This window comes from Solilutibacter silvestris, assembly GCF_050574925.1.
GTDB lineage: Bacteria > Pseudomonadota > Gammaproteobacteria > Xanthomonadales > Xanthomonadaceae > Solilutibacter > Solilutibacter silvestris_A.
Genome location: NZ_JBCMOO010000002.1, coordinates 387,812 through 406,583, shown reverse-complemented (window position 1 = coordinate 406,583; position 18,772 = coordinate 387,812). Strand labels below are relative to the sequence as shown.

The following is an 18,772-nucleotide window of genomic DNA, read 5'->3' as shown; positions in this document are numbered from 1 at the left end:
ACCATGGATATCCGGAAGTTCCCCGCTCGAATCACCCTTGTCCTCGGTGCGATGCTGCTCATGCCGGGATTCGCCGGTGCCCAGGAAAGTCCCGCCGGCAGCGATGCCACGACTGCAACCACCCCGGCATTGAATTGCAACGACCAGGGTTGCGTCGGCAAGCACGGACCGTTGTTCCAGATCCGCGCCTATGGCGAGAGCAGGCCGCACGCGCCCGGTACCGATCCCGAATCGTTGCAGCAGAATCGTCGCGTCGAAACGATGACGGCGCAGACCTACAAGGGCGAAAGCAAGGTCCTGTCGAGCAACCAGGCGGTCATCACGGGCCGTTTCACGGTCGACCTGCCGCAAGGCGGCACGCTGTGGGCAACCGAGGATCCTGCGCTGGGGCAACCGACATTGAGCGTGGCAACGAGTTCGCTCGCTCCGTTCAAGGACGGGAAGATCAGCGAACCGCTGCACTTCCATGCTTTCAGCAACTACTCGGCGTTCTACAAGCGGCTGGAAGTGGTGGTCTACAAGGGCAGCGACAGCGATCGCGTGAAGCCGTTGGCGACGATCGCCTTGCCGGTTGGCGCAGTCACGGATGCGACATGGGACGGCGACTTGCCCGTGGGGCTGAACCTGCAGGTGGGCGACCAATTGCAGTATGTCGCGCGTGCCTATGCGGAAGATGGCAGCTTCGACGAAACCAATCCGCGCACCATCCAGCTGGTCACGCCGGCCGAGCATGCGCGCGGCGCGCAGGCGCTGCGCGACCAGGTGCAGCGCGGCCATTCCGCCACGCTGGATGCCTCCACTGCCGAATCGGTGGGGATCGTCGACGCCATTTACGGCAGGAGCGACCTGCGCCTGCGCAACATTCCCGTGTACGGCTCGCAGGTGCGCATCCTCGGGCGCGACATTCCGGAAAGCGTGCAGATCTCCATCGACGGCCAGGATTTCCCGATCGACCAGGAGCGCAAGCTGGTCGCGGAATTTCTGCAACCGGTCGGAACGCACCGCTACATCATCCGGGTCAAGACGGCAGCGGGCGAGGTGGCGGAAACGCCGCTGGACATGCAGGTCAGCGGGCGCTACGCCTTCATCGCCGCGATCGCCGATTTCACCTTCTCGCGCAACAGGGCCAGCGGCGGCATCGATGCATCGGGCGCCAATGTCGGCGATACCGGCAGCTTCCTCAGCGAAGGGCGCCTGGCGTTCTATGCCAAGGGCAAGTGGCGCGGCAAATATCTCATCACCGCCCAGGCGGACACCGGCGAAGACCGTCTCGGCAATCTGTTCAACGGATTCCTCGACGCCACGCCCAACGACATCTTCCGGCGCCTCGATCCCGACCAGTACTACCCGACCTATGGCGACGACTCACGGACCTGGCGCGATGTCGACAGCCAGGGCAAGTTGTACCTGCGCGTGGACTGGGGTCAGAACCAGGCGCTGTGGGGCAACTTCAGCACCGGATTCACCGGCACCCAGTACGCGCAATACCAGCGTGCGTTGTACGGTGCGGCATTGAGCTGGCGATCGCAGGCATCCACCGCGTTGGGCGATCCGCGCAGTTTCCTGAAACTCTTCGGGTCGGAAGCGCGCACCGCGGCCGGGCACAGCGAATTCCTCGGCACCGGCGGCAGCCTCTATTACCTGCGCCACACCGACGTGCTGCCCGGCTCCGAACAGGTGGTGCTGGAAGTGCGCGATCCGAGCACGGGAAGCGTGGAGTCCCGCGTCACCCTGCAAGCGGGCGTCGACTACGAAATGGACAACCTGCAGGGACGGTTGATCCTGACGCGTCCGCTGGCGCAGATCACCCGCGAATCGATTCGCACCCTGACCCGCGATACGCCGCTCGACGGCTATCAGCAGATCCTGCTGGCGGATTACGAATACGTGCCTTCCGGTTTCGATTCCGACAACGCCACCATCGGCCTGCGCGGCAAGCAATGGTTCGGCGATCACGTCGCGGTCGGCGCGACCTATGTCGACGAAAGCCGCAGCGGCGACGATTATTCGGTGAAGGGCATGGACCTGACGCTGCAGGCCGGGCGGGGCACCTATCTCAAGGCGGAAGTCACGCGCAGCACGTCGACCGTTGCGCCGATCTTCTATTCCGACAATGGCGGCTTGAGCTTCGTCCAGCGCAACCCGACCACGATCGGCCCGCGTTCCGGCGAAGCACGCATGGTCGAGGCGCGCGCCAACCTGCAGGAACTTGGCTGGACCAAGCGCGAATGGACATTCGGCGCATGGTGGCGCGATGTCGACAGCGGCTTTTCCATCAGTCGCGATGACACCGGCCAGCCGACGCGCGAATACGGCGCGGAATTCCTCGGCTACTTCACCGATCATTTCAATCTGTATGGCCGCTACAGCCATGCCGGACGTGGCGCGCAGGAACTCGAACAGGAACAGTTGACCGCCGATTGGCAGATCACCAAGCAGGCGCGCCTGGGCGCGGAATTGACCCGTCGCAGCGAACGCGATGTCGGTTACGCCGCCGATGCCACCTTGCTCGCGCTCAGCTACCGGCAGCGTCTCGGGACATCGCTGGAGTTGTACGGCATCGGCCAGTACACCCTGGATGACGACAGCGGGCGGTATCGCCGCAACAACCTGCTGACCCTGGGTGGCAAATACCTGTTCGGCGATCGCTCAAGCATCGGTGCCGAAGTCAGCGGCGGCAGCCGCGGCCATGGCGCCAAGATCGACGGCGAATACCGCATCAATCCGGATCATTCGATCTACGGTTCCTACAACTACAGCACCGACCACAGCGAACGCGACGGCCTGTTCGACACCACGCAGCAGACGGGTTGGACGATCGGCCAGCGCTGGCGGCTCAACAATTACGTCAACGTCTACAACGAAAGCCAGTACCTGAAGAGCGACACCGGCAGCAGCAACAGCGGGCTGGTCAATACCTACGGACTGGATTTCCGCCCTGCGCCGGGCTGGAATCTCGGCTTCACCCTGATGGACGGCCGGTTGGATGCCACCGATGGACGCGTGGATCGCCATGCCTACAGCGTCAGCGGCGGTCGCACCGACCAGCGCATGGATTGGTCGAGCAAGCTCGAATATCGCCGCGATCGCGGCGCCGAGCAGCGCGAACAATGGGTGACGACCAATCGCCTGTCGTATCGCATCAACGAGGATTGGCGCCTGGCCTTGCGCGCCAATTACGCCGACACCCAGGACAAGCTCAACCCGACCGCGAATGCGCGCCTGGCCGAGGTCAACACGGGATTCGCCTGGCGTCCGCACGACAGCACGCGCTGGGCGGCATTCGGCAAGTACACCTATCTGTATGACCGCGCATCGCTGGGACAGCTGGATGCCAACCAATACGACCAGCGTTCGCAGGTGTTGTCGCTGGAAGGCATCGTCCAGCTCGATGATCGCTGGCAGATGGCGGGCAAGCTCGCCAGCCGCTGGGGCGATTACCGCATGGGGCGCGGCGTCGGTCCGTGGCTGGACAGCCGCGCCGATTTCGGTTCCATCCAGGTCCGCTACCACCTGATCGCACGTTGGGACGGGCTCGCCGAATACCGTGCACTCAAGGTGCGCGAAGGCGGCATCCTCAAGGGCTGGCTGGTTGGGCTGGATCGCCAGGTCAGCGAGAACTTCAAGATCGGCGTCGGCTACAACTTCACCAATTTCAGTGGCGACCTCACCCAGCTCGACTTCCGCTACCGCGGCTGGTTCCTCAACATGACCGGCCACTATTGACGGAGTGGCCGCCGGAGGCATGATGATCGACATCGTCACCCCCACGATTGCGATCACCGATGGCGGCCACTCTTTCTGATAGCGAACTCCAGCACCTCATCCATGAAGTCGCCGCGTGGCTGCAGGCCCGGCGATTGACCTTGGTGACCGCGGAAAGCTGCACCGGCGGCTGGATCGCCAAGCTCGCGACCGATGTCGCCGGCTCGTCGTCGTGGTTCGATTGCGGCATGGTCGCCTACAGCTACGAGGCCAAGCAGGCGCTGCTCGGCGTGCGTCCGCAGACGCTGGAACAGCTGGGCGCGGTCAGCCGTGAATGCGTGACCGAGATGGTGTCCGGCGCACTGATCCATTCCGGCGCCAATATCGCCGTGGCGGTCACCGGCATTGCCGGCCCCGGGGGCGGCAGCCACGACAAGCCCGTCGGCACGGTGTGGATCGGCTGGAAGCGCCGCGGCGGTTATGCCCGCGCCGAAGTCTTCCATTTCGATGGCGACCGCGACGCCGTGCGTCGGCAAACCGTGGCGACAGCCTTGCGCGGGCTGATGGACGAAGCGGGCTAGCCGATCACGCCATCCACGTAGAACCAGTGGCCGTTTTCGCGAACGAAGCGGCTGTCTTCGCGCAGGTCGCGGCGGGCGCCGTTTTCCATGCAGCGCGCCTCGAATTCCACCTCGGCGTGATCGGCGTCGATCGCGCGATGTGCGATCACCTTCAGGCGCAACCATTTCAGGCGGGCGCCGGAGTCCAGCAGCGGCGGCTGCGGTCGCGTCGTCGGGTGCCAGCTGCTCAATAAATAGTCTTCGAGCCCCATGACGTAGGCGCTGTAACGGGAGCGCATCAGGGCTTCGGCGTCGCCGGCCGGAGCCCCGGCATGGAGTGGCCCGCAGCAGCCGGCATAGCGGCGGGCGGGATCGCAGGGGCAGGGGAGGTCGGCCATGGCCGGCATTGCACCAGATCGGGCGGGGTGATTGACAGCCTGATTTGTTAGCAGTATTACTACTCACATGAACCAGTCAGACCTCAGCCAGACCCAGCAGGCGATCCTCGACTTCATCGCCGAGCGCATCGAAACCGACGGCGTCGCCCCCGCCCAGACCGAAATCGCCCGCGCCTTCGGCTTCAAGGGCGTGCGTGCCGCCCAATATCACCTGGAGGCGCTGGAGGCCGCCGGCGCGATCGCCCGTTCGCCGGGCAAGGCCCGCAGCCTGAAACTGCTGCGCCCGCCGAGCCGGGTGCAGGCGGCGCTCGATCTCGAGACCTTGAGCGAAGACGCCATGCGCCTGCCGATCCTCGGCCAGGTCGCGGCCGGCGCGCCGATCGGCGCCGACATCGGCTCCGACAGTTACGTGGTGCTGGATCGCGTGTTCTTCTCGCCCAAGCCCGACTACCTGCTGCGGGTGAAGGGCGATTCGATGCGCGACGAAGGCATCTTCGACGGCGACCTGATCGGCGTGCATCGCACCAACGACGCCCGCAACGGCCAAATCGTTGTGGCGCGCATCGACGAGGAGATCACCGTCAAGCTGTTCCGCAACGGTCGCGACGGCATCCGCCTGCTGCCGCGCAATCCCGATTACGCGCCGATCGAAGTGATGCCCGGCCAGGATTTCGCGATCGAAGGCCTGTATTGCGGCCTGATCCGGCCCAGCGCATGACGCGGCGTTTTCCCACGGCAATCCGGGCTGCGCACCACTGTGGCGCGACCGGTTCAGCGATCAGTCTGGATATGGAATCAGCTGTCGCAGTCTGTGCGATCACCACCCTCGACACTGTTTCCAACACGCGAACACACATTCAATCTTGAAGAGGAAGACCACGATGGACGAGAACAAGCAACGCGCACTGGCTGCGGCCCTGACCCAGATCGAGAAGCAGTTCGGCAAGGGCTCGGTGATGCGCATGGGCGAACGCCCGGTCGAGGCCGTGGAAACCATCGGCACCGGTTCGTTGATGCTCGATATCGCGCTCGGCATCGGTGGCCTTCCGAAGGGTCGCGTCGTGGAAATCTATGGCCCGGAATCCTCGGGCAAGACCACGCTCACCCTGCAGGCGATCGCCGAATGCCAGAAGGCCGGTGGCACCGCCGCCTTCATCGACGCCGAACACGCGCTCGATCCGGTCTATGCGCAGAAGCTCGGCGTCAACCTCGACGATCTGCTGCTGTCGCAGCCCGACACCGGCGAACAGGCCCTGGAAATCGCCGACATGCTGGTGCGCTCCAATGCGGTCGACATCGTGGTGGTCGACTCGGTCGCGGCGCTGACGCCCAAGGCCGAAATCGAAGGCGAGATGGGTGACCAGCTGCCCGGCCTGCAGGCGCGCCTGATGAGCCAGGCCCTGCGCAAGCTCACCGGCAACATCAAGCGCAGCAACTGCCTGGTCGTCTTCATCAACCAGCTTCGCCAGAAGATCGGCATCATGATGCCTGGCCAGAGCAACGAAGTGACCACTGGCGGCAACGCGCTCAAGTTCTATGCCTCGGTGCGCCTCGACATCCGCCGCATCGGCGCGATCAAGAAGGGCGAGGAAATCATCGGCAACCAGACCCGCATCAAGGTGGTCAAGAACAAGCTGGCGCCCCCGTTCAAGCAGGTCATCACCGAAATCCTCTACGGCGAAGGCATCAGCCGCGAAGGCGAGCTGATCGACATGGGCGTCGATGCCAAGCTGGTCGAAAAATCCGGCGCCTGGTACAGCTGCGGCAGCGAGCGCATCGGGCAGGGCAAGGAAAACGCCCGCCAGTACCTGAAGGAAAATCCGGCGGTGGCCGCCCAACTGGAAGCCTCGCTGCGCGAGAAGTTCGTGCCGCAGGAAGCCAGCCGCAATGAGGACGCCGAAGACTGATGTCCGAACGGGATGACGCTTTCGGGGCGGCGGCGGGCGGAGCTTCCTCGCGCCCCCGCCGCCGCACCCGGCCTGAACCGAGCCCGGCGCAGCGTGCGCTCGGGCTGCTGGTCAGGCGCGAACATTCCCGCAAGGAGTTGTTGCAGAAACTGACCATCCGTGGCGTCCCGGTAGCGGACGCCGATGCCGCGGTGGCGCGGATGGTTTCCGAAGGCTGGCAGGACGATGGCCGCTTCGCCGAATCGCTGGTCCGTAGCCGCGCCATGTCCGGCTACGGTCCACGCAGGATTCGCGCCGAACTCGAGACCCACGGCTTCGATGGCGACAAAGCCAAGGCGGCGCTGGAAGATTCGGAGACCGATTGGGCCCGGCAGGCCCGCGATCTGGTCCGCCGCCGCCATCCCGACGCACTTGCAGGCGATCGCGCCGCCCAGCGCAAGGCCGCCGATTTCCTGCTCCGGCGCGGCTTCACCATGGACCAGGTCCGGGCGGCCACACGGTTCGATCCCGACGATCCCTAGACCCCGGATGGCGCCTGGCCGATTCGCCCGTATCGGGCGGTGCTGATACCCTAGTCGGCCCATTGGTCCGCGCCTGTTCCGCCCACATTTCGTTGGCATCGCGGGCCATTCGCCCCGATCCAGATGCCATGAAAACCACCGCCGACATCCGCCGCGACTTCCTCGATTTCTTTGCGTCGAAGGGCCACACCATCGTGCCCTCGGCATCGCTGGTGCCCGCCAACGATCCCACCCTGCTGTTCACCAACTCCGGCATGGTGCAGTTCAAGGATGTCTTCCTCGGCGCGGAAAAGCGCAGCTATTCGCGTTGCGCCGACGTCCAGCGTTGCCTGCGCGCGGGCGGCAAGCACAACGATCTCGACGCCGTCGGTTACACCGCGCGCCACCACACCTTCTTCGAAATGCTCGGCAACTGGTCGTTCGGCGATTACTTCAAGAAGGAAGCGATCGAGTGGGCGTGGGAATTGCTCACCACGGTCTGGAAACTGCCGGCCGAGCGCCTGCTGGTGACCGTCTACCACAACGACGACGAAGCCTTCGGCATCTGGCGCGACGTGATCGGCCTGCCGGAATCGCGCATCGTCCGCATCGGCGACAACAAGGGGGCGCCCTACGCATCGGACAACTTCTGGCAGATGGCCGACACCGGCCCCTGCGGTCCCTGCACCGAGATCTTCTACGACCATGGCGAACACATCGCCGGTGGCCCGCCGGGTTCGCCCGACGAGGACGGCGATCGCTTCATCGAAATCTGGAACCTGGTGTTCATGCAGTTCGATCGCCAGACCGACGGCACGCTGGTGCCACTGCCGGCGCCGTGCGTCGATACCGGCATGGGCCTCGAACGCCTCACCGCCGTGCTCCAGCATGTGCACAGCAATTACGAGATCGACCTGTTCCAGGCGTTGATCAAGCATGCCGCCGAACTCACCCATACCGGCGATCTCAACAACAAGTCGCTGCGTGTCATCGCCGACCACATCCGCGCGTCCAGCTTCCTGATCGCCGATGGCGTGCTGCCGTCGAACGAAGGACGCGGCTACGTGCTGCGCCGGATCATCCGTCGCGCCCTGCGCCACGGCTGGATGCTGGGCATGAAGGACACCTTCTTCCACAAACTGGTGCCGACCCTCGATGCGCTGATGGGCGAGGCCTATCCGGTGCTGCGCGAGAACGTTGCCACCATCGAGCGCGCCTTGCGCGCCGAGGAAGAGCGCTTTGCCGAGACGCTCGATTCCGGCATGCGCATCTTCAATGACGTCGCCGGTCGCGCCGATGGCGTGATCCGTGGCGAAGACGCCTTCCGCCTCTACGACACCTACGGCTTCCCGCTCGATCTCACCCAGGACATGGCGCGCGAACGCGCCATGTCGGTGGACGTCGATGGTTTCAATGCCGCGATGGACGAGCAGAAGCGCAAGGCGCGCGAAGGCGGCAAGTTCGGCGGCGGGCTGGTGATGCCGGCGGAACTGGCCTCGCAACTCGCGCCGACCGTGTTCCTCGGCTACGACCATCTCGAGGGCGACGATCTGCAGGTCGTTGCGCTGTTGCAGGATGGTAGGCCGGTCGATCGCGCGGTGCCGGGCGAGGTGGTGGTGATCCTCGATCGCACGCCGTTCTACGCCGAATCCGGTGGACAGGTTGGCGACATGGGTGCGCTCAAGGGCGCGAATGCCGACATTTCCATTGCCGATACCCGCAAGCTGGCAGGCCAGTTCCATGCCCACGTCGGTGAACTGAAGTCGGGCGAACTGAAGGTCGGCGACCGCCTGCGCGGACAGGTCGACATCGGTCGTCGCACTTCGACCGTGCTCAACCACACCGCGACACATCTGCTGCACGCGGCGTTGCGCCAGGTGCTGGGCACGCATGTCCAGCAGAAGGGCTCGCTGGTGGCGCCGGATCGCCTGCGTTTCGACTTCTCGCACTTCCAGCCGATGACTGCGGACGAGATCGCCGAGATCGAGCGTCGCGTCAATGTCGAAGTGCGCGCCAACCACGAAGGCGAAGTGCGCCAGATGGCGATGCAGGAAGCGCTCGACTTCGGCGCGATGGCGCTGTTCGGCGAGAAATACGGCGAGCAGGTGCGCGTGCTCAAGTTCGGCGATGGTTCGATCGAACTGTGCGGTGGCACCCATGTGCGCCGGACTGGCGATATCGGACTGTTCAAGATCGTGTCGGAAGGCGGCGTCTCTGCCGGCGTGCGACGCATCGAGGCGGTGACCGGGCAATCGGCGCTGGACCATGTTGCGGAAGAGGAGCAGCGCCTTGCCGAAGCCGCGCAGTTGCTGGGCGGCACCACGGGTGATGTTGCCGACAAGATCCGCGGCCTGATCGATCGCCAGCGCAAGGCCGAGCGTGAGCTGGAATCGCTCAAGGCCAAGGCGGCCTCGGGCGCGGCGGGCGATCTCGTCGCGCAGGCGGTGGCCATCCCGGGTGGCAAGCTGCTGGCCGCGCGCGTCGAGGGTTTCGATGCCAAGTCGCTGCGCGACGCCGTCGACAGCCTCAAGCAGCAGCTCGGCGACGCCGCGATCCTGCTGGCCGGCGCCGACGGGCAGGGCAAGGTCGCGCTGGTCGCGGGCGTCAGTGGTGGCCTGCAGGGCCGGATCAAGGCCGGCGACTTGCTGAGCCAGGTGGCGACCCAGATCAACGGTCGCGGTGGCGGCCGCCCGGACATGGCCCAGGGAGGCGGCGATGACGTCGCGGAATTGCCCGCAATTCTCACCAAACTGGCGGATTGGGCCGCTCTGAAGGCGGCCTGAAGCGAAATCGACAATTCAGCTCCGACAAGGGGCTGATCTGTTGGGATTTATGTGATTAGAATGTGCAGATTGCTGAACTAGTAAGTTCAGCCGGTGTCCCCCGACCGACCGAATCTTGGAGAGTTGTCTCGATGTTGATTTTGACCCGCAGAGTCGGGGAAACCCTGATGATTGGAGACTCGGTGACCGTGACGGTCCTGGGCGTCAAGGGAAACCAGGTCCGTATTGGCATCACTGCGCCGAAGGACGTCGCGGTGCATCGGGAAGAGATCTACCAGAAGATCCAGAAGGACGACGACGCCCCCGTCGATCAGGAAGCCTGAGCCGACCGGTTCGCGTGCGCGGTTTACGTGAACCGCCTGCGACGGTATCCTAGCGGCCCGGCCAAGCGCCGGAATCCAGAGTACTACCCGGAAACGTGCCCGAGAGGCCGAAGGGGCTCCCCTGCTAAGGGAGTATGCGGTCAAAAGCTGCATCGAGGGTTCGAATCCCTCCGTTTCCGCCATCAAGAAATCGGCTTCCCGGTAGCAGGGCGCGCGGCGGCGCGTTGCGATTGCATTGCGCCGGGAGGTCAGTCGCGGCGCGGCATCACATGCTGCAACGCCAGCATGATGTCGATGAAGTCGCGTTGCGCATCGGCGCGCAACGGTTCCAGCGGCGTCACCGAAACCCCATCGAGCGGCCAAGGCTGCGGATCGCCCGCGGCGTCGTTGATGCGCACGCCCGGCGTGTCGTGGATGACGTAGGTCCGGCCGTCGAGATGGCCGATCACCATCATCACGTGCCCGGGGATGAAGATCAGATCGCCCGGCTGCGCTTTCGCCAGTGCCGCGAGGCGCTGCGCGCGGGTGGAGTGTTCGTCGAAGCGTTGCGTCTGCAACACCGGCGAATCGCGCTGGTCGCCGGTATTGCGCGCCAGTTGCACGCCGACGCTGCGGTAGACGTCGGAGACGAAGCCGCTGCAATCGCGGGTGCCGTCGGCGTGGCCCCAGCCATAGGGTTCACCGAGCAGGCGAAAGGCTTGCGTGAGCAGGTTGCGTTCGCTGTAGGGCAGGGCGCCGGCGACGGTGCTGCCGGCCGGCAGCGTGACTTCGCGTTGCGCCAGCTGACCATCGTTGCCACGCACCGGCAGGATCGCCTTGCTGCCATCGACGGCAACCGTCGTGCTCATGTCGAGTTGGCGACCATCGGCCAGCAGATGCGGTGCGACCACGCGTTGGCTGGCATTGCGCGCGAATGCCAGGACCTCGGCCTGCGAGGCATAGGCCAGCGGTTCGCGATGCATCCACGCCTTGTAGGTCGGGCTGGCGACGAACAGCCAGCGGCCATCGCGATTGGTGTGCAGGACTGCCACGGGTGTGCCGGGGAATAGTGCGCTTTCCTGGAAACGGTCGATGCGTTCGCGGATGCCCTGCGCATTGCGGAAGACGCGGATATCGGTGGGGAAGGTACGGAGGTCTGCGCGCTGGGTGACGATCGCCCAACGCACTTTCACTTGTGCGGGAATGTCGCCGAGCGCGCGGCTGGCCATCCATGCGTCGATCTGGCTGTCGCCGATCGCGCCGCCATCCTTGCCGAGCAATCCCGACGGACGCTTGGCGAGTTGTTCGATCCAGGCACGCACGCGACTTCCGTCCATCGTCGCCGGGAAGGCGTCGAGACGATTGAAGGTGGGATCGCGCTGGAATTGTTCGGCATCGAGTGTCGCGACTTGCGCGGCATCGAGGCGGATGCGATCGGCATCGGCGCTGCGCGCCAGCCAGTAATCCGCATGCAACTGCTGTGGCGAGACGCCGGGAACCTGCAATCCTGCGCTGCCGTTGCGCGGCGTGGGGACGGTTGCGGATTGAGAGGTTGATAACGGTGTCGGAGCGGGCGCAGGTGTTGTCGCGCAGGCGGCGAGCAGCGTCGCGGTCAATCCGGCGACAAGGAAACGATGGCTACGCATTTGCCGTCTTCGCTGCCGGGCCTGGCGTGGCGACCAGCGCATCGAGTACGCCGCGGCGCCACGCGCTCACCGTTTCCGGCCATGCGCCGGTGTCCTGCCATGCCTGCAGGATGCGTCGCGATGCCAGCACACCTTCGGGCAATCCCAGTTCGCCGCTGTGTTTCGCCACGGCTGCCTGCAATGCCTGCAACTGGCGACGGTCGCGATTGCGGTCGTCGATTACCAGCGGCATGCCGGCTTCATCGACGACTGCACTGGAGAGCGCCTGGGTGATGGCATCGGCCAGCGATTGCGGCGCCTTGGGCGTGCGTGCGAGCAGTGCCGATACGGCGTCGCGATCGACAGGATCGATGCGTGCGAGATCGATCGCCAGTTCCGGCGCGATCACCCAGTTGCGCGGGAGATCGCGTTCCACTGCGCGCTGGTCGCGCCAGCGCAGCAGACGCATCAATCGCGTCTGCGCCGGACGATCGAGTATCTGGGCGGCGCGCACGCCGAGATGCGGCCACGGATCGGCGCGATGTTCGCGTGCGAGCTCGACCGCCAGCGCGCAGTCCTGTTCCAGCCATCCTTCGCGGCCGAGTTCACGCAGGCGCGCACCCAACGCATCATGCAGCGCGAACAGATGGCGGACGTCATCGGCCGCGTATTCGCGTTGGGCCGGCGTCAGCGGTCGTTGCAGCCAGTCGGTGCGGGTTTCGCCCTTGGCCAGTTCGACGCCGGTGATTTCGCGTACCAGGGCCTGGTAGCCCAGTCCCGCGCCCATGCCCGCCAGTGCGGCGGCGGTCTGGGTATCGAACAGCGGCGCCGGCAGCGCTCCGCAGGCCTGGCGCAGCGCGATCAGGTCTTCGCCGGCGCTGTGCATCACCTTGAGGATCGAGGCGTCATCCAGCCATTCACGCAGCGCTTCCGGGATGCCGGAAACGCGGGGATCGACCAGCAGGATGCGGTTGGGCGTGGAGATCTGCACCAGCGCAAGCACGGGCCAATAGGTGCGTTCGCGGATGAATTCGGTGTCGAGGCCAATGCGCGGGCCGGCTTCGCTGCGGAGTGTCCGCAGGATTGCCGGATCCCGGATCCATTCCGCGGCCGGCGCGTGTGTTTCGGTCATTGGGTGACAATAGCCGAAATGCGGCAAGAGACGCGAATGCAGCGAATGACCACGGCAACCGGACGGTGGGCGATCCTCCTTGCCGGGCTGGTGCTGGCTGCCTGCGCACGGACGCCTTCGCAGGTGGATGCGGATTCAGCCGAAGCACTGCGGCGCGGCATCGTCACCGTCGGTGGCGACGAGCATTCGCATTACAACCTGAACTGGACGCCGCCGGTCGCGACGCTCGACGGCACGAGCGTTGCCGATGCATTGCGCCAGGCCGGACGCCAGTTGCAGCGCGACCGCCTCTACCAGGACGCCGGTTCGACATTGCCGCTGGTGTTCGCGGTATTGCGGATCGATCCCGCCAACGCCGCCGCGCTGGAGTTGCGCCAGCGTGCGATCCATCGATTGATCGCCCGTGGCGATGCCGCGATCCGCGACAACGCAGGCGATTGGCCGGGCGCCGCTGCGGAAGCGCACCAGGTCGCCGCGGTGTTGCGTGTGGCGAATGCCAACGATCCCGATGTCCAGCGTTATCTCGGTCGGCTTGATGCCTCGGATGGACTCGACGCGCTGCTGCTGCTCGGCGAGCGCGATCTCGCCGAAGGGCGCTGGGGAGAGATCGGCGTCGGCGCCCGTACCGATTTCGGCGAGGTGCTGCGCAATCGTCCCGGCGACGTGCGTGCGATCATCGGCCTGCGGCGGACCCGCGACGCGATGATCGCGCGGGCCCAGGTCGCCGCCAATGCCCACGATTACGCCAACGTGGTGACGTGGATGCACCATGCCCAGGCCGCGGATGGCGATCCGCGGGTCATTGCCGCCGCATGGCGACGCTTCGAACGACAGCGCGTGCAGCAGGTGCAATCGATGTATGTCGATGCGCGGATTCGCCTGCAGGATCCGTCGCAACGCGGTGCGATCGACGCGGCGCGCGCATTGCTGCTGGAAATGCGCCGGGTCGCGGTGACGGACGATGGTTCGGTCGCCGACCTTGCAAGGCGGATCGATCTCGCGACCCATTACGGGCAATTCGCGCCGGGCCAGCAATTCAGCGAAGCCCTGCGCGCCGGTGGCGCCGCGCCATTGCTGCGGGTGGTGCCGATCGGCAGTTTCATGATGGGCGCGGATCCGCACGAACCCGGCCCGAGCAAGGCCGAATCGCCGGCACACCGGGTGACGTTCGTGCGCGGCTTCGCCCTGGGTGAAACCGAAGTGCGGGTCGACGATTACGCACGTTTCGTTGTCGCCACCGGATATCGCACGCGTGCCGAGCGTCGCGGCAATTCGATCGTCTATGACGAGCGCAGCGGCAATTTCGCCCGCCGCAGTGGCGTGAGTTGGCGCGACGATTACACCGGACGACCGGCGCGCGGCGACTTGCCGGTGTTGCACCTCGACGTGCGCGATGCCGAGGCCTACATCGATTGGCTGCGCACCCAGACCGGGCGCGCCTACCACCTGCCGACCGAGGCCGAATTCGAATACGCCTTGCGTGCCGGCGGGGCCGGGAAGTTCCCGTGGGGCGATGGCGCGCCGCCGCCCGGCGCGGGCAACCTGACCGGTGCGCTCGATGTCTCGCCGAGCGGGCATCGCTGGGCCAATGCCTTCCGCGGATACGGCGACGGCTACTGGGGGCCGGCGCCGGTGGCGCGCGACGCGGCGAATGCATTCGGTCTTCACGATCTTGCCGGCAATGTCAGCGAGTGGGTCGCCGACTGCTGGCACCAGGGCTACCGCCGCGCGCCTGCCGATGGCGCGGCGTGGTTCAATCCGGGCTGCCGCAGCCGGGTCGTGCGCGGCGGATCATGGGCGGGGGCGCCGGATCAGGTACGCTCGTCGTGGCGCGTGGCGCAGGCCGGCGACATCACCAATGCGCGCACGGGTTTTCGTGTCGCGCGCGATCTTTGAGAACAGGGAATTCCAGGAGAGCCACCATGCAGATCGATCCCGAAGGCCAGTACCCGCAGCGACGCGGATTCGGATTCAACCCGCGACTGATCATCGTCCTGCTGATCGCGCTGTACGGCGCTTACAAATGGTTCTCCTCGGCGCAGATCCAGCCCGAGACGGGAGAGAAGGTCCATATCGATGCCAGCATCACGCCGCAGCAGGAATCGGCGATGGGCCTGCAGGCCTATCAGGAAGTGATGCAGCAGGAGCAGCCGGTCGATCCCAATTCGCAGCTCGCGCAGCAGGTGCGTGCGGTGGCGGCGCGCCTGATCAAGGTGATCCCGGCGGTCGAAGACCAGCTGGCGAAGGAGCATGGCGGCCAGTCGCAGCATGTCGAGAACAGCTTCAGCTGGGACGTGAACGTGCTCAAGTCCGACCAGGTGAATGCTTTCTGCCTGCCGGGCGGCAAGATCGCGGTCTATACCGGCCTGATCCCGGTGGCGCAGAACGCCGATGCGATCGCGGTCGTGCTCGGCCACGAAATCACCCATGCGCTGTTGCGTCACGGCGCGCAGCGCATGACGCGGCAGAACCTCGAGAAGCTCGGCGCGATGGCGGGCGCGGTCAGCGGCATCGACCCCAACCTGCAGAACGCGGTGTTCTCGGCCTATGGCGTGACCTCGCAATTGCCGTATGCGCGCAAGCAGGAAACCCAGGCCGATGAGATGGGCTTGATGCTTGCGGCGGCGGCCTGCTTCGATCCGCAACAGGCGATTCCGCTGTGGCAGCGCATGGAACAGTCCGAGAACGGCAGCGCGCCGCCGGAATACGCATCGACCCACCCGAGCGCCGGCACCCGCATCGCCAACCTGCAGCAATTGATGCCGAAGGCGATGCAGTACCGCGCGCAATTCTGCGGTGGCGGCAACGGCGCCAGCGTTTCGACGCGATAAGTCCGATCAGTGTGGACGCGGTGCCGCCATCACTCGCTTGATGGTCGGCACCAGCGCCTGCAGACGGTTCTTGTCGACCAGCGCCGCTGCGCGCGGCAACACCGGTTGCAGGATCGGGTCGCCATCGGGCGAACCGACGCAGAACACCAATGGCGTCTGCGGCCACGCAACCGTGACGAGTTCGAGGATTTCAGCGCCATGCAGTCCCGGCAGGCGCGAATCGCACAGCACCAGATCGGGCGGGGGATTCGCCAGAACCTGCGACAGTGCTTGCCGCGTGTCCGCCCAATCGAATCGCAGTGACGGCCATTCGCCCAGCAATTCCAGGCGGATCAGCTCGGCATCGCTGTCCATGTCCTCGATCAACAGGATGTGCATGGAGCGTGTCTGGTTCAGTGGCCCGGTGTTGGCGCGAGAGTACCCCAGAGCTTGCCGATGGTGCCGACGATGTCGAAGTAGCGATCGAGGTCATGCGGCTTGACCAGGTAGGCATTCGCGCCCGGATTGCGGTCCCGGGCCAGTTCGACTTCTTCCGACGACGACGACAGGATCACCACCGGGAGGTGGCGGAATCCGTCTTCCATGCGCAGCGCGTGCAGCACTTCCAGGCCTGTCATGCGCGGCATGTGGATATCGAGCAGGACCAGGGCGGGATCGTCGCCCGTGCGCCCGGCATAGCGTCCGCAGCGATGCAGGTAATCGAGGGCCTCGACACCATCATGGACATGAACGATGGGATTGGCCACCTGCGCCTCGTGCAGCGCACCGATGGTCATTTCCGCATCGCTCGCGGTGTCTTCGACCAGGAGAATGGGTCCGACAACATCCATGAATCGATCCCGAGACAGGTTCATGGGGCGATTATGCGGAGCGGATGCGAAGACGAGGCGAAGACGGCGCCGGCCTCGGCTACCATGAACGTTTCAGCCGAAACGAGACGTGTCATGGCCGTATCCCGGATGCTGTGCCTTCCGCTGTTTGCCGTCGTTGGCGTCGCTGCGGCAGCCGACCACACCATGACGTCGGGCTTCGGCATGAGTCCTGAACAGAAGGCGGTGGTGTTCGAACAGGCGGATCTCGCGTTCGCCGTCGATCCCGCCGCGAAATCGTTGGGGGGCGATGCCACGTTGACCTTCCGCGCGAAGTCCCCGTTGTCGCGTTTCGCGCTGGAGCTCGATCCGCGTTATGCGATTTCGGCATTTGATGTCGACGGCGTCGCGCTGGCGGCGAAGGACCGTCCGAACAGCGAAGGCCGCATCGAATTCGCATTGCCCAAGCCGGTGGCGGCGGGCGGCAGCTTCAAGGTGCATGTCCGTTACGACGGCAAGCCGCTGGTGGCCAAGCGCGCGCCATGGGATGGCGGCATCGTCTGGGCGACCGCGCCGACCGGCGAGCCCTGGGTGGCGACGGCGGTGGAAGGCGAGGGCTGCGACCTGTTGTGGCCGTGCATCGATCATCCGATGGGCAAGCCGCTGCGGGTGATCCAGCACATCACCGTGCCCGCGGGATTGACCGCCGCAAGCAACGGCCGCCTGCTTGGCGTCGACAAGAACGACAAGACGTGGACATGGAACTGGTCGGCGCGCCAGCCGGATACCTATGCCGTCGCGCTCAACATCGGTCCGTACGAATTGCTGCAGAGCGAATACCGCAGCCGTTTCGGCAATGCGATGCCGATGGATTTCTACTACCTGCGCGGAAACCGCGGCAAGGCCGAAGGCCTCTACGCCGAATTGCCGAAGATGCTCGATTTCTTCGAGGAAGTCGTCGGTCCCTATCCGTGGAGCGACGACAAGGTCGGCGTGGTCGAAACGCCGCATCTCGGCATGGAACACCAGACCATCAATGCCTACGGCAACGACTACAAGAAGGACATCAACGGCTACGACTGGCTGATGCAGCACGAGTTCGCCCACGAGTGGTTCGGCAACCAGATGACCAATGCCGACTACGACGATTTCTGGCTGCACGAAGGCTTCGCGATGTACATGCAGCCGCTGTATCTGGAATGGCTGCGCGGGCACATGTATTACGACGCCGAAATGCTGCGCCAGCGCGGCCTGATCGCCGGCAAGCACCCGATGGTGTCCGGTCGCAGCCGTCCGAACGGCACCGCGGAATCGGAAGCGATCGATCCGGGCACCGATGTCTATTACAAGGGCGCGTGGATCCTCCACACCTTGCGCCACCAGATCGGCGATCGCGCCTTCCGCGCATCGATGCGGATGTTGGTGTACGGACGCCTCGATCCCAAGCCGGGCAACTTCAAGCCGCGTTACGCCACCAGCAAGGATTATGTCGATGCGGTCAATCGCATCACCGGCAAGGACTGGAACTGGTTCTTCGATGTCTATCTGCATAGCGCGGTGATGCCGCGCCTCGACGTGGAGCGCGCCGGCGGCAAGCTGAAACTGCACTGGACCACCGATGGCGATCGCCCGTTCCCGTTGCCGGTGGAGGTCCGCGTTGGCGAGCGCAGGGTCCGCGTGCCGATGACGCAGGGCCGCGGCGAGATCGCGATCGCCGCGAACGAGAGCTACACCATCGACCCCGACAACATGGTCTTGCGCGATGCCCCGGAAATCGCGACGTGGAAGGCCGATGCCGCCGCCCGCGCCAAGGCCGCCGCCAACAAGACCAAGGAGAGCAAGTAATGGGCGCGCTGAGTTCGCCGGCGGTACTGCGCTTCCTCGCGCTGCTGACCGTTTCCAACGTGTTCATGAACCTGGCGTGGTACGGGCACCTGAAGTTCAAGGGCAGCCCGTTGTGGATCGTGATCCTCGCAAGCTGGGGCCTGGCCTTCTTCGAGTACTGCTTCCAGGTGCCCGGCAACCGCATCGGTTCCGGCGTGATGAGCGTGTTCCAGCTGAAGATCCTGCAGGAATGCATCACCCTGGTGGTGTTCGTGGTCTTCGCCTGGCTGGCGTTCGGCGAACGCCTGCGCTGGAACCACGCCGCGGCTTTCGCCTGCGTGCTGGCTGCGGTGGCGTTCACGTTCGCCGGGGGACGCCAGGGCTGAGTCGCGTAAA

16 protein-coding genes and 1 tRNA gene are annotated in these 18,772 nt (G+C 65.3%); 12 read left to right on the top strand and 5 right to left on the bottom strand.

Annotated features, from left to right (window positions below; genetic code table 11):
* Nucleotides 1-3 precede the first annotated feature (3 nt).
* Together ABE093_RS02550 and ABE093_RS02545 are read left to right on the top strand one after the other, a co-directional pair.
* Entirely contained in the window at nucleotides 4-3,726 is a 3,723-nt protein-coding gene (locus tag ABE093_RS02550) for a hypothetical protein (RefSeq protein WP_430759283.1), read from the top strand.
* Nucleotides 3,727-3,785: 59 nt separating this feature from the next.
* Complete coding sequence (locus ABE093_RS02545; protein WP_430759282.1) at nucleotides 3,786-4,286, top strand: CinA family protein; 501 nt, start codon at nucleotides 3,786-3,788, stop codon at nucleotides 4,284-4,286.
* On the opposite strand, the gene ABE093_RS02540 is transcribed toward ABE093_RS02545, so the two are convergent.
* Entirely contained in the window at nucleotides 4,283-4,672 is a 390-nt protein-coding gene (locus ABE093_RS02540; RefSeq protein WP_430759281.1) for a YchJ family protein, read from the bottom strand. The genes ABE093_RS02545 and ABE093_RS02540 overlap by 4 nt on opposite strands.
* Before the next feature lie 58 nt (nucleotides 4,673-4,730).
* Here ABE093_RS02540 and lexA point away from each other — a divergent pair, with 58 nt between their 5' ends.
* The 6 genes from lexA to ABE093_RS02510 all read left to right on the top strand — a co-directional run bounded on the left by lexA (nucleotide 4,731) and on the right by ABE093_RS02510 (nucleotide 10,358).
* A complete protein-coding gene (gene lexA / locus ABE093_RS02535) occupies nucleotides 4,731-5,381 on the top strand; it encodes a transcriptional repressor LexA (RefSeq protein WP_430759280.1) in 651 nt (216 codons plus the stop codon).
* A 163-nt stretch (nucleotides 5,382-5,544) separates the two neighbouring features.
* Nucleotides 5,545-6,570: a recombinase RecA gene (gene recA, locus ABE093_RS02530; protein WP_430760062.1), complete on the top strand. Its 1,026-nt coding sequence runs from the start codon at nucleotides 5,545-5,547 to the stop codon at nucleotides 6,568-6,570.
* Nucleotides 6,570-7,091 (top strand): regulatory protein RecX, encoded by a 522-nt coding sequence (locus tag ABE093_RS02525; RefSeq protein ID WP_430759279.1) that lies wholly within the window; start codon nucleotides 6,570-6,572, stop codon nucleotides 7,089-7,091. Before recA ends, ABE093_RS02525 begins: the two co-directional genes overlap by 1 nt.
* A gap of 128 nt (nucleotides 7,092-7,219) precedes the next feature.
* Nucleotides 7,220-9,853 carry an alanine--tRNA ligase gene (gene alaS / locus ABE093_RS02520; RefSeq protein WP_430759278.1) on the top strand — a complete coding sequence of 878 codons (2,634 nt, stop codon included), beginning with the start codon at nucleotides 7,220-7,222 and terminating at the stop codon, nucleotides 9,851-9,853.
* 131 nt (nucleotides 9,854-9,984) lie between these two features.
* On the top strand, nucleotides 9,985-10,176 hold the full coding sequence (csrA, locus tag ABE093_RS02515; RefSeq protein ID WP_430759277.1) for a carbon storage regulator CsrA: 192 nt from the start codon (nucleotides 9,985-9,987) through the stop codon (nucleotides 10,174-10,176).
* An 89-nt stretch (nucleotides 10,177-10,265) separates the two neighbouring features.
* Nucleotides 10,266-10,358 (top strand) — tRNA-Ser (locus ABE093_RS02510).
* 66 nt (nucleotides 10,359-10,424) lie between these two features.
* Here the strand turns inward: ABE093_RS02510 and ABE093_RS02505 are convergent.
* Nucleotides 10,425-11,801, bottom strand: coding sequence for an SH3 domain-containing protein (locus ABE093_RS02505; RefSeq protein WP_430759276.1), 1,377 nt, complete (start codon nucleotides 11,799-11,801; stop codon nucleotides 10,425-10,427).
* Nucleotides 11,794-12,912 carry a ribonuclease D gene (rnd, locus tag ABE093_RS02500; protein ID WP_430759275.1) on the bottom strand — a complete coding sequence of 373 codons (1,119 nt, stop codon included), beginning with the start codon at nucleotides 12,910-12,912 and terminating at the stop codon, nucleotides 11,794-11,796. Before rnd ends, ABE093_RS02505 begins: the two co-directional genes overlap by 8 nt.
* A 45-nt stretch (nucleotides 12,913-12,957) precedes the next feature.
* Here rnd and ABE093_RS02495 point away from each other — a divergent pair, with 45 nt between their 5' ends.
* Nucleotides 12,958-14,808, top strand: coding sequence for a formylglycine-generating enzyme family protein (locus tag ABE093_RS02495; protein ID WP_430759274.1), 1,851 nt, complete (start codon nucleotides 12,958-12,960; stop codon nucleotides 14,806-14,808).
* Between the two features lie 26 nt (nucleotides 14,809-14,834).
* Nucleotides 14,835-15,743 (top strand): M48 family metallopeptidase, encoded by a 909-nt coding sequence (locus ABE093_RS02490; RefSeq protein ID WP_430759273.1) that lies wholly within the window; start codon nucleotides 14,835-14,837, stop codon nucleotides 15,741-15,743.
* Between the two features lie 6 nt (nucleotides 15,744-15,749).
* Here ABE093_RS02490 and ABE093_RS02485 read toward each other — a convergent pair whose 3' ends face one another.
* The gene (locus ABE093_RS02485) at nucleotides 15,750-16,121 is read right to left on the bottom strand and encodes a response regulator (RefSeq protein WP_430759272.1); all 372 of its coding nucleotides are present in this window, start codon (nucleotides 16,119-16,121) and stop codon (nucleotides 15,750-15,752) included.
* Nucleotides 16,122-16,135: 14 nt separating this feature from the next.
* On the bottom strand, nucleotides 16,136-16,597 hold the full coding sequence (locus ABE093_RS02480) for a response regulator (protein WP_430759271.1): 462 nt from the start codon (nucleotides 16,595-16,597) through the stop codon (nucleotides 16,136-16,138).
* Between the two features lie 90 nt (nucleotides 16,598-16,687).
* On the opposite strand from ABE093_RS02480, the gene ABE093_RS02475 reads away from it, so the two are divergent.
* Complete coding sequence (locus ABE093_RS02475) at nucleotides 16,688-18,397, top strand: M1 family metallopeptidase (RefSeq protein WP_430759270.1); 1,710 nt, start codon at nucleotides 16,688-16,690, stop codon at nucleotides 18,395-18,397.
* Nucleotides 18,397-18,762: a DMT family protein gene (locus ABE093_RS02470; RefSeq protein ID WP_430759269.1), complete on the top strand. Its 366-nt coding sequence runs from the start codon at nucleotides 18,397-18,399 to the stop codon at nucleotides 18,760-18,762. Before ABE093_RS02475 ends, ABE093_RS02470 begins: the two co-directional genes overlap by 1 nt.
* Nucleotides 18,763-18,772: the final 10 nt, after the last annotated feature.

Bases quoted from the DNA above. Each gene is read 5' to 3' on its own strand.
- ABE093_RS02490 (WP_430759273.1), top strand. From the start codon at position 14,835: ATGCAGATCGATCCCGAAGGCCAGTACCCGCAGCGACGCGGATTCGGA.
- ABE093_RS02475 (WP_430759270.1), top strand. From the start codon at position 16,688: ATGGCCGTATCCCGGATGCTGTGCCTTCCGCTGTTTGCCGTCGTTGGC.
- ABE093_RS02505 (WP_430759276.1), bottom strand. From the start codon at position 11,801: ATGCGTAGCCATCGTTTCCTTGTCGCCGGATTGACCGCGACGCTGCTC.
- recA (WP_430760062.1), top strand. From the start codon at position 5,545: ATGGACGAGAACAAGCAACGCGCACTGGCTGCGGCCCTGACCCAGATC.
- rnd (WP_430759275.1), bottom strand. From the start codon at position 12,912: ATGACCGAAACACACGCGCCGGCCGCGGAATGGATCCGGGATCCGGCA.
- ABE093_RS02550 (WP_430759283.1), top strand. From the start codon at position 4: ATGGATATCCGGAAGTTCCCCGCTCGAATCACCCTTGTCCTCGGTGCG.
- ABE093_RS02545 (WP_430759282.1), top strand. From the start codon at position 3,786: ATGGCGGCCACTCTTTCTGATAGCGAACTCCAGCACCTCATCCATGAA.
- ABE093_RS02480 (WP_430759271.1), bottom strand. From the start codon at position 16,597: ATGAACCTGTCTCGGGATCGATTCATGGATGTTGTCGGACCCATTCTC.
- ABE093_RS02470 (WP_430759269.1), top strand. From the start codon at position 18,397: ATGGGCGCGCTGAGTTCGCCGGCGGTACTGCGCTTCCTCGCGCTGCTG.
- ABE093_RS02525 (WP_430759279.1), top strand. From the start codon at position 6,570: ATGTCCGAACGGGATGACGCTTTCGGGGCGGCGGCGGGCGGAGCTTCC.
- lexA (WP_430759280.1), top strand. From the start codon at position 4,731: ATGAACCAGTCAGACCTCAGCCAGACCCAGCAGGCGATCCTCGACTTC.
- ABE093_RS02485 (WP_430759272.1), bottom strand. From the start codon at position 16,121: ATGCACATCCTGTTGATCGAGGACATGGACAGCGATGCCGAGCTGATC.
- csrA (WP_430759277.1), top strand. From the start codon at position 9,985: ATGTTGATTTTGACCCGCAGAGTCGGGGAAACCCTGATGATTGGAGAC.
- alaS (WP_430759278.1), top strand. From the start codon at position 7,220: ATGAAAACCACCGCCGACATCCGCCGCGACTTCCTCGATTTCTTTGCG.
- ABE093_RS02495 (WP_430759274.1), top strand. From the start codon at position 12,958: ATGACCACGGCAACCGGACGGTGGGCGATCCTCCTTGCCGGGCTGGTG.
- ABE093_RS02540 (WP_430759281.1), bottom strand. From the start codon at position 4,672: ATGCCGGCCATGGCCGACCTCCCCTGCCCCTGCGATCCCGCCCGCCGC.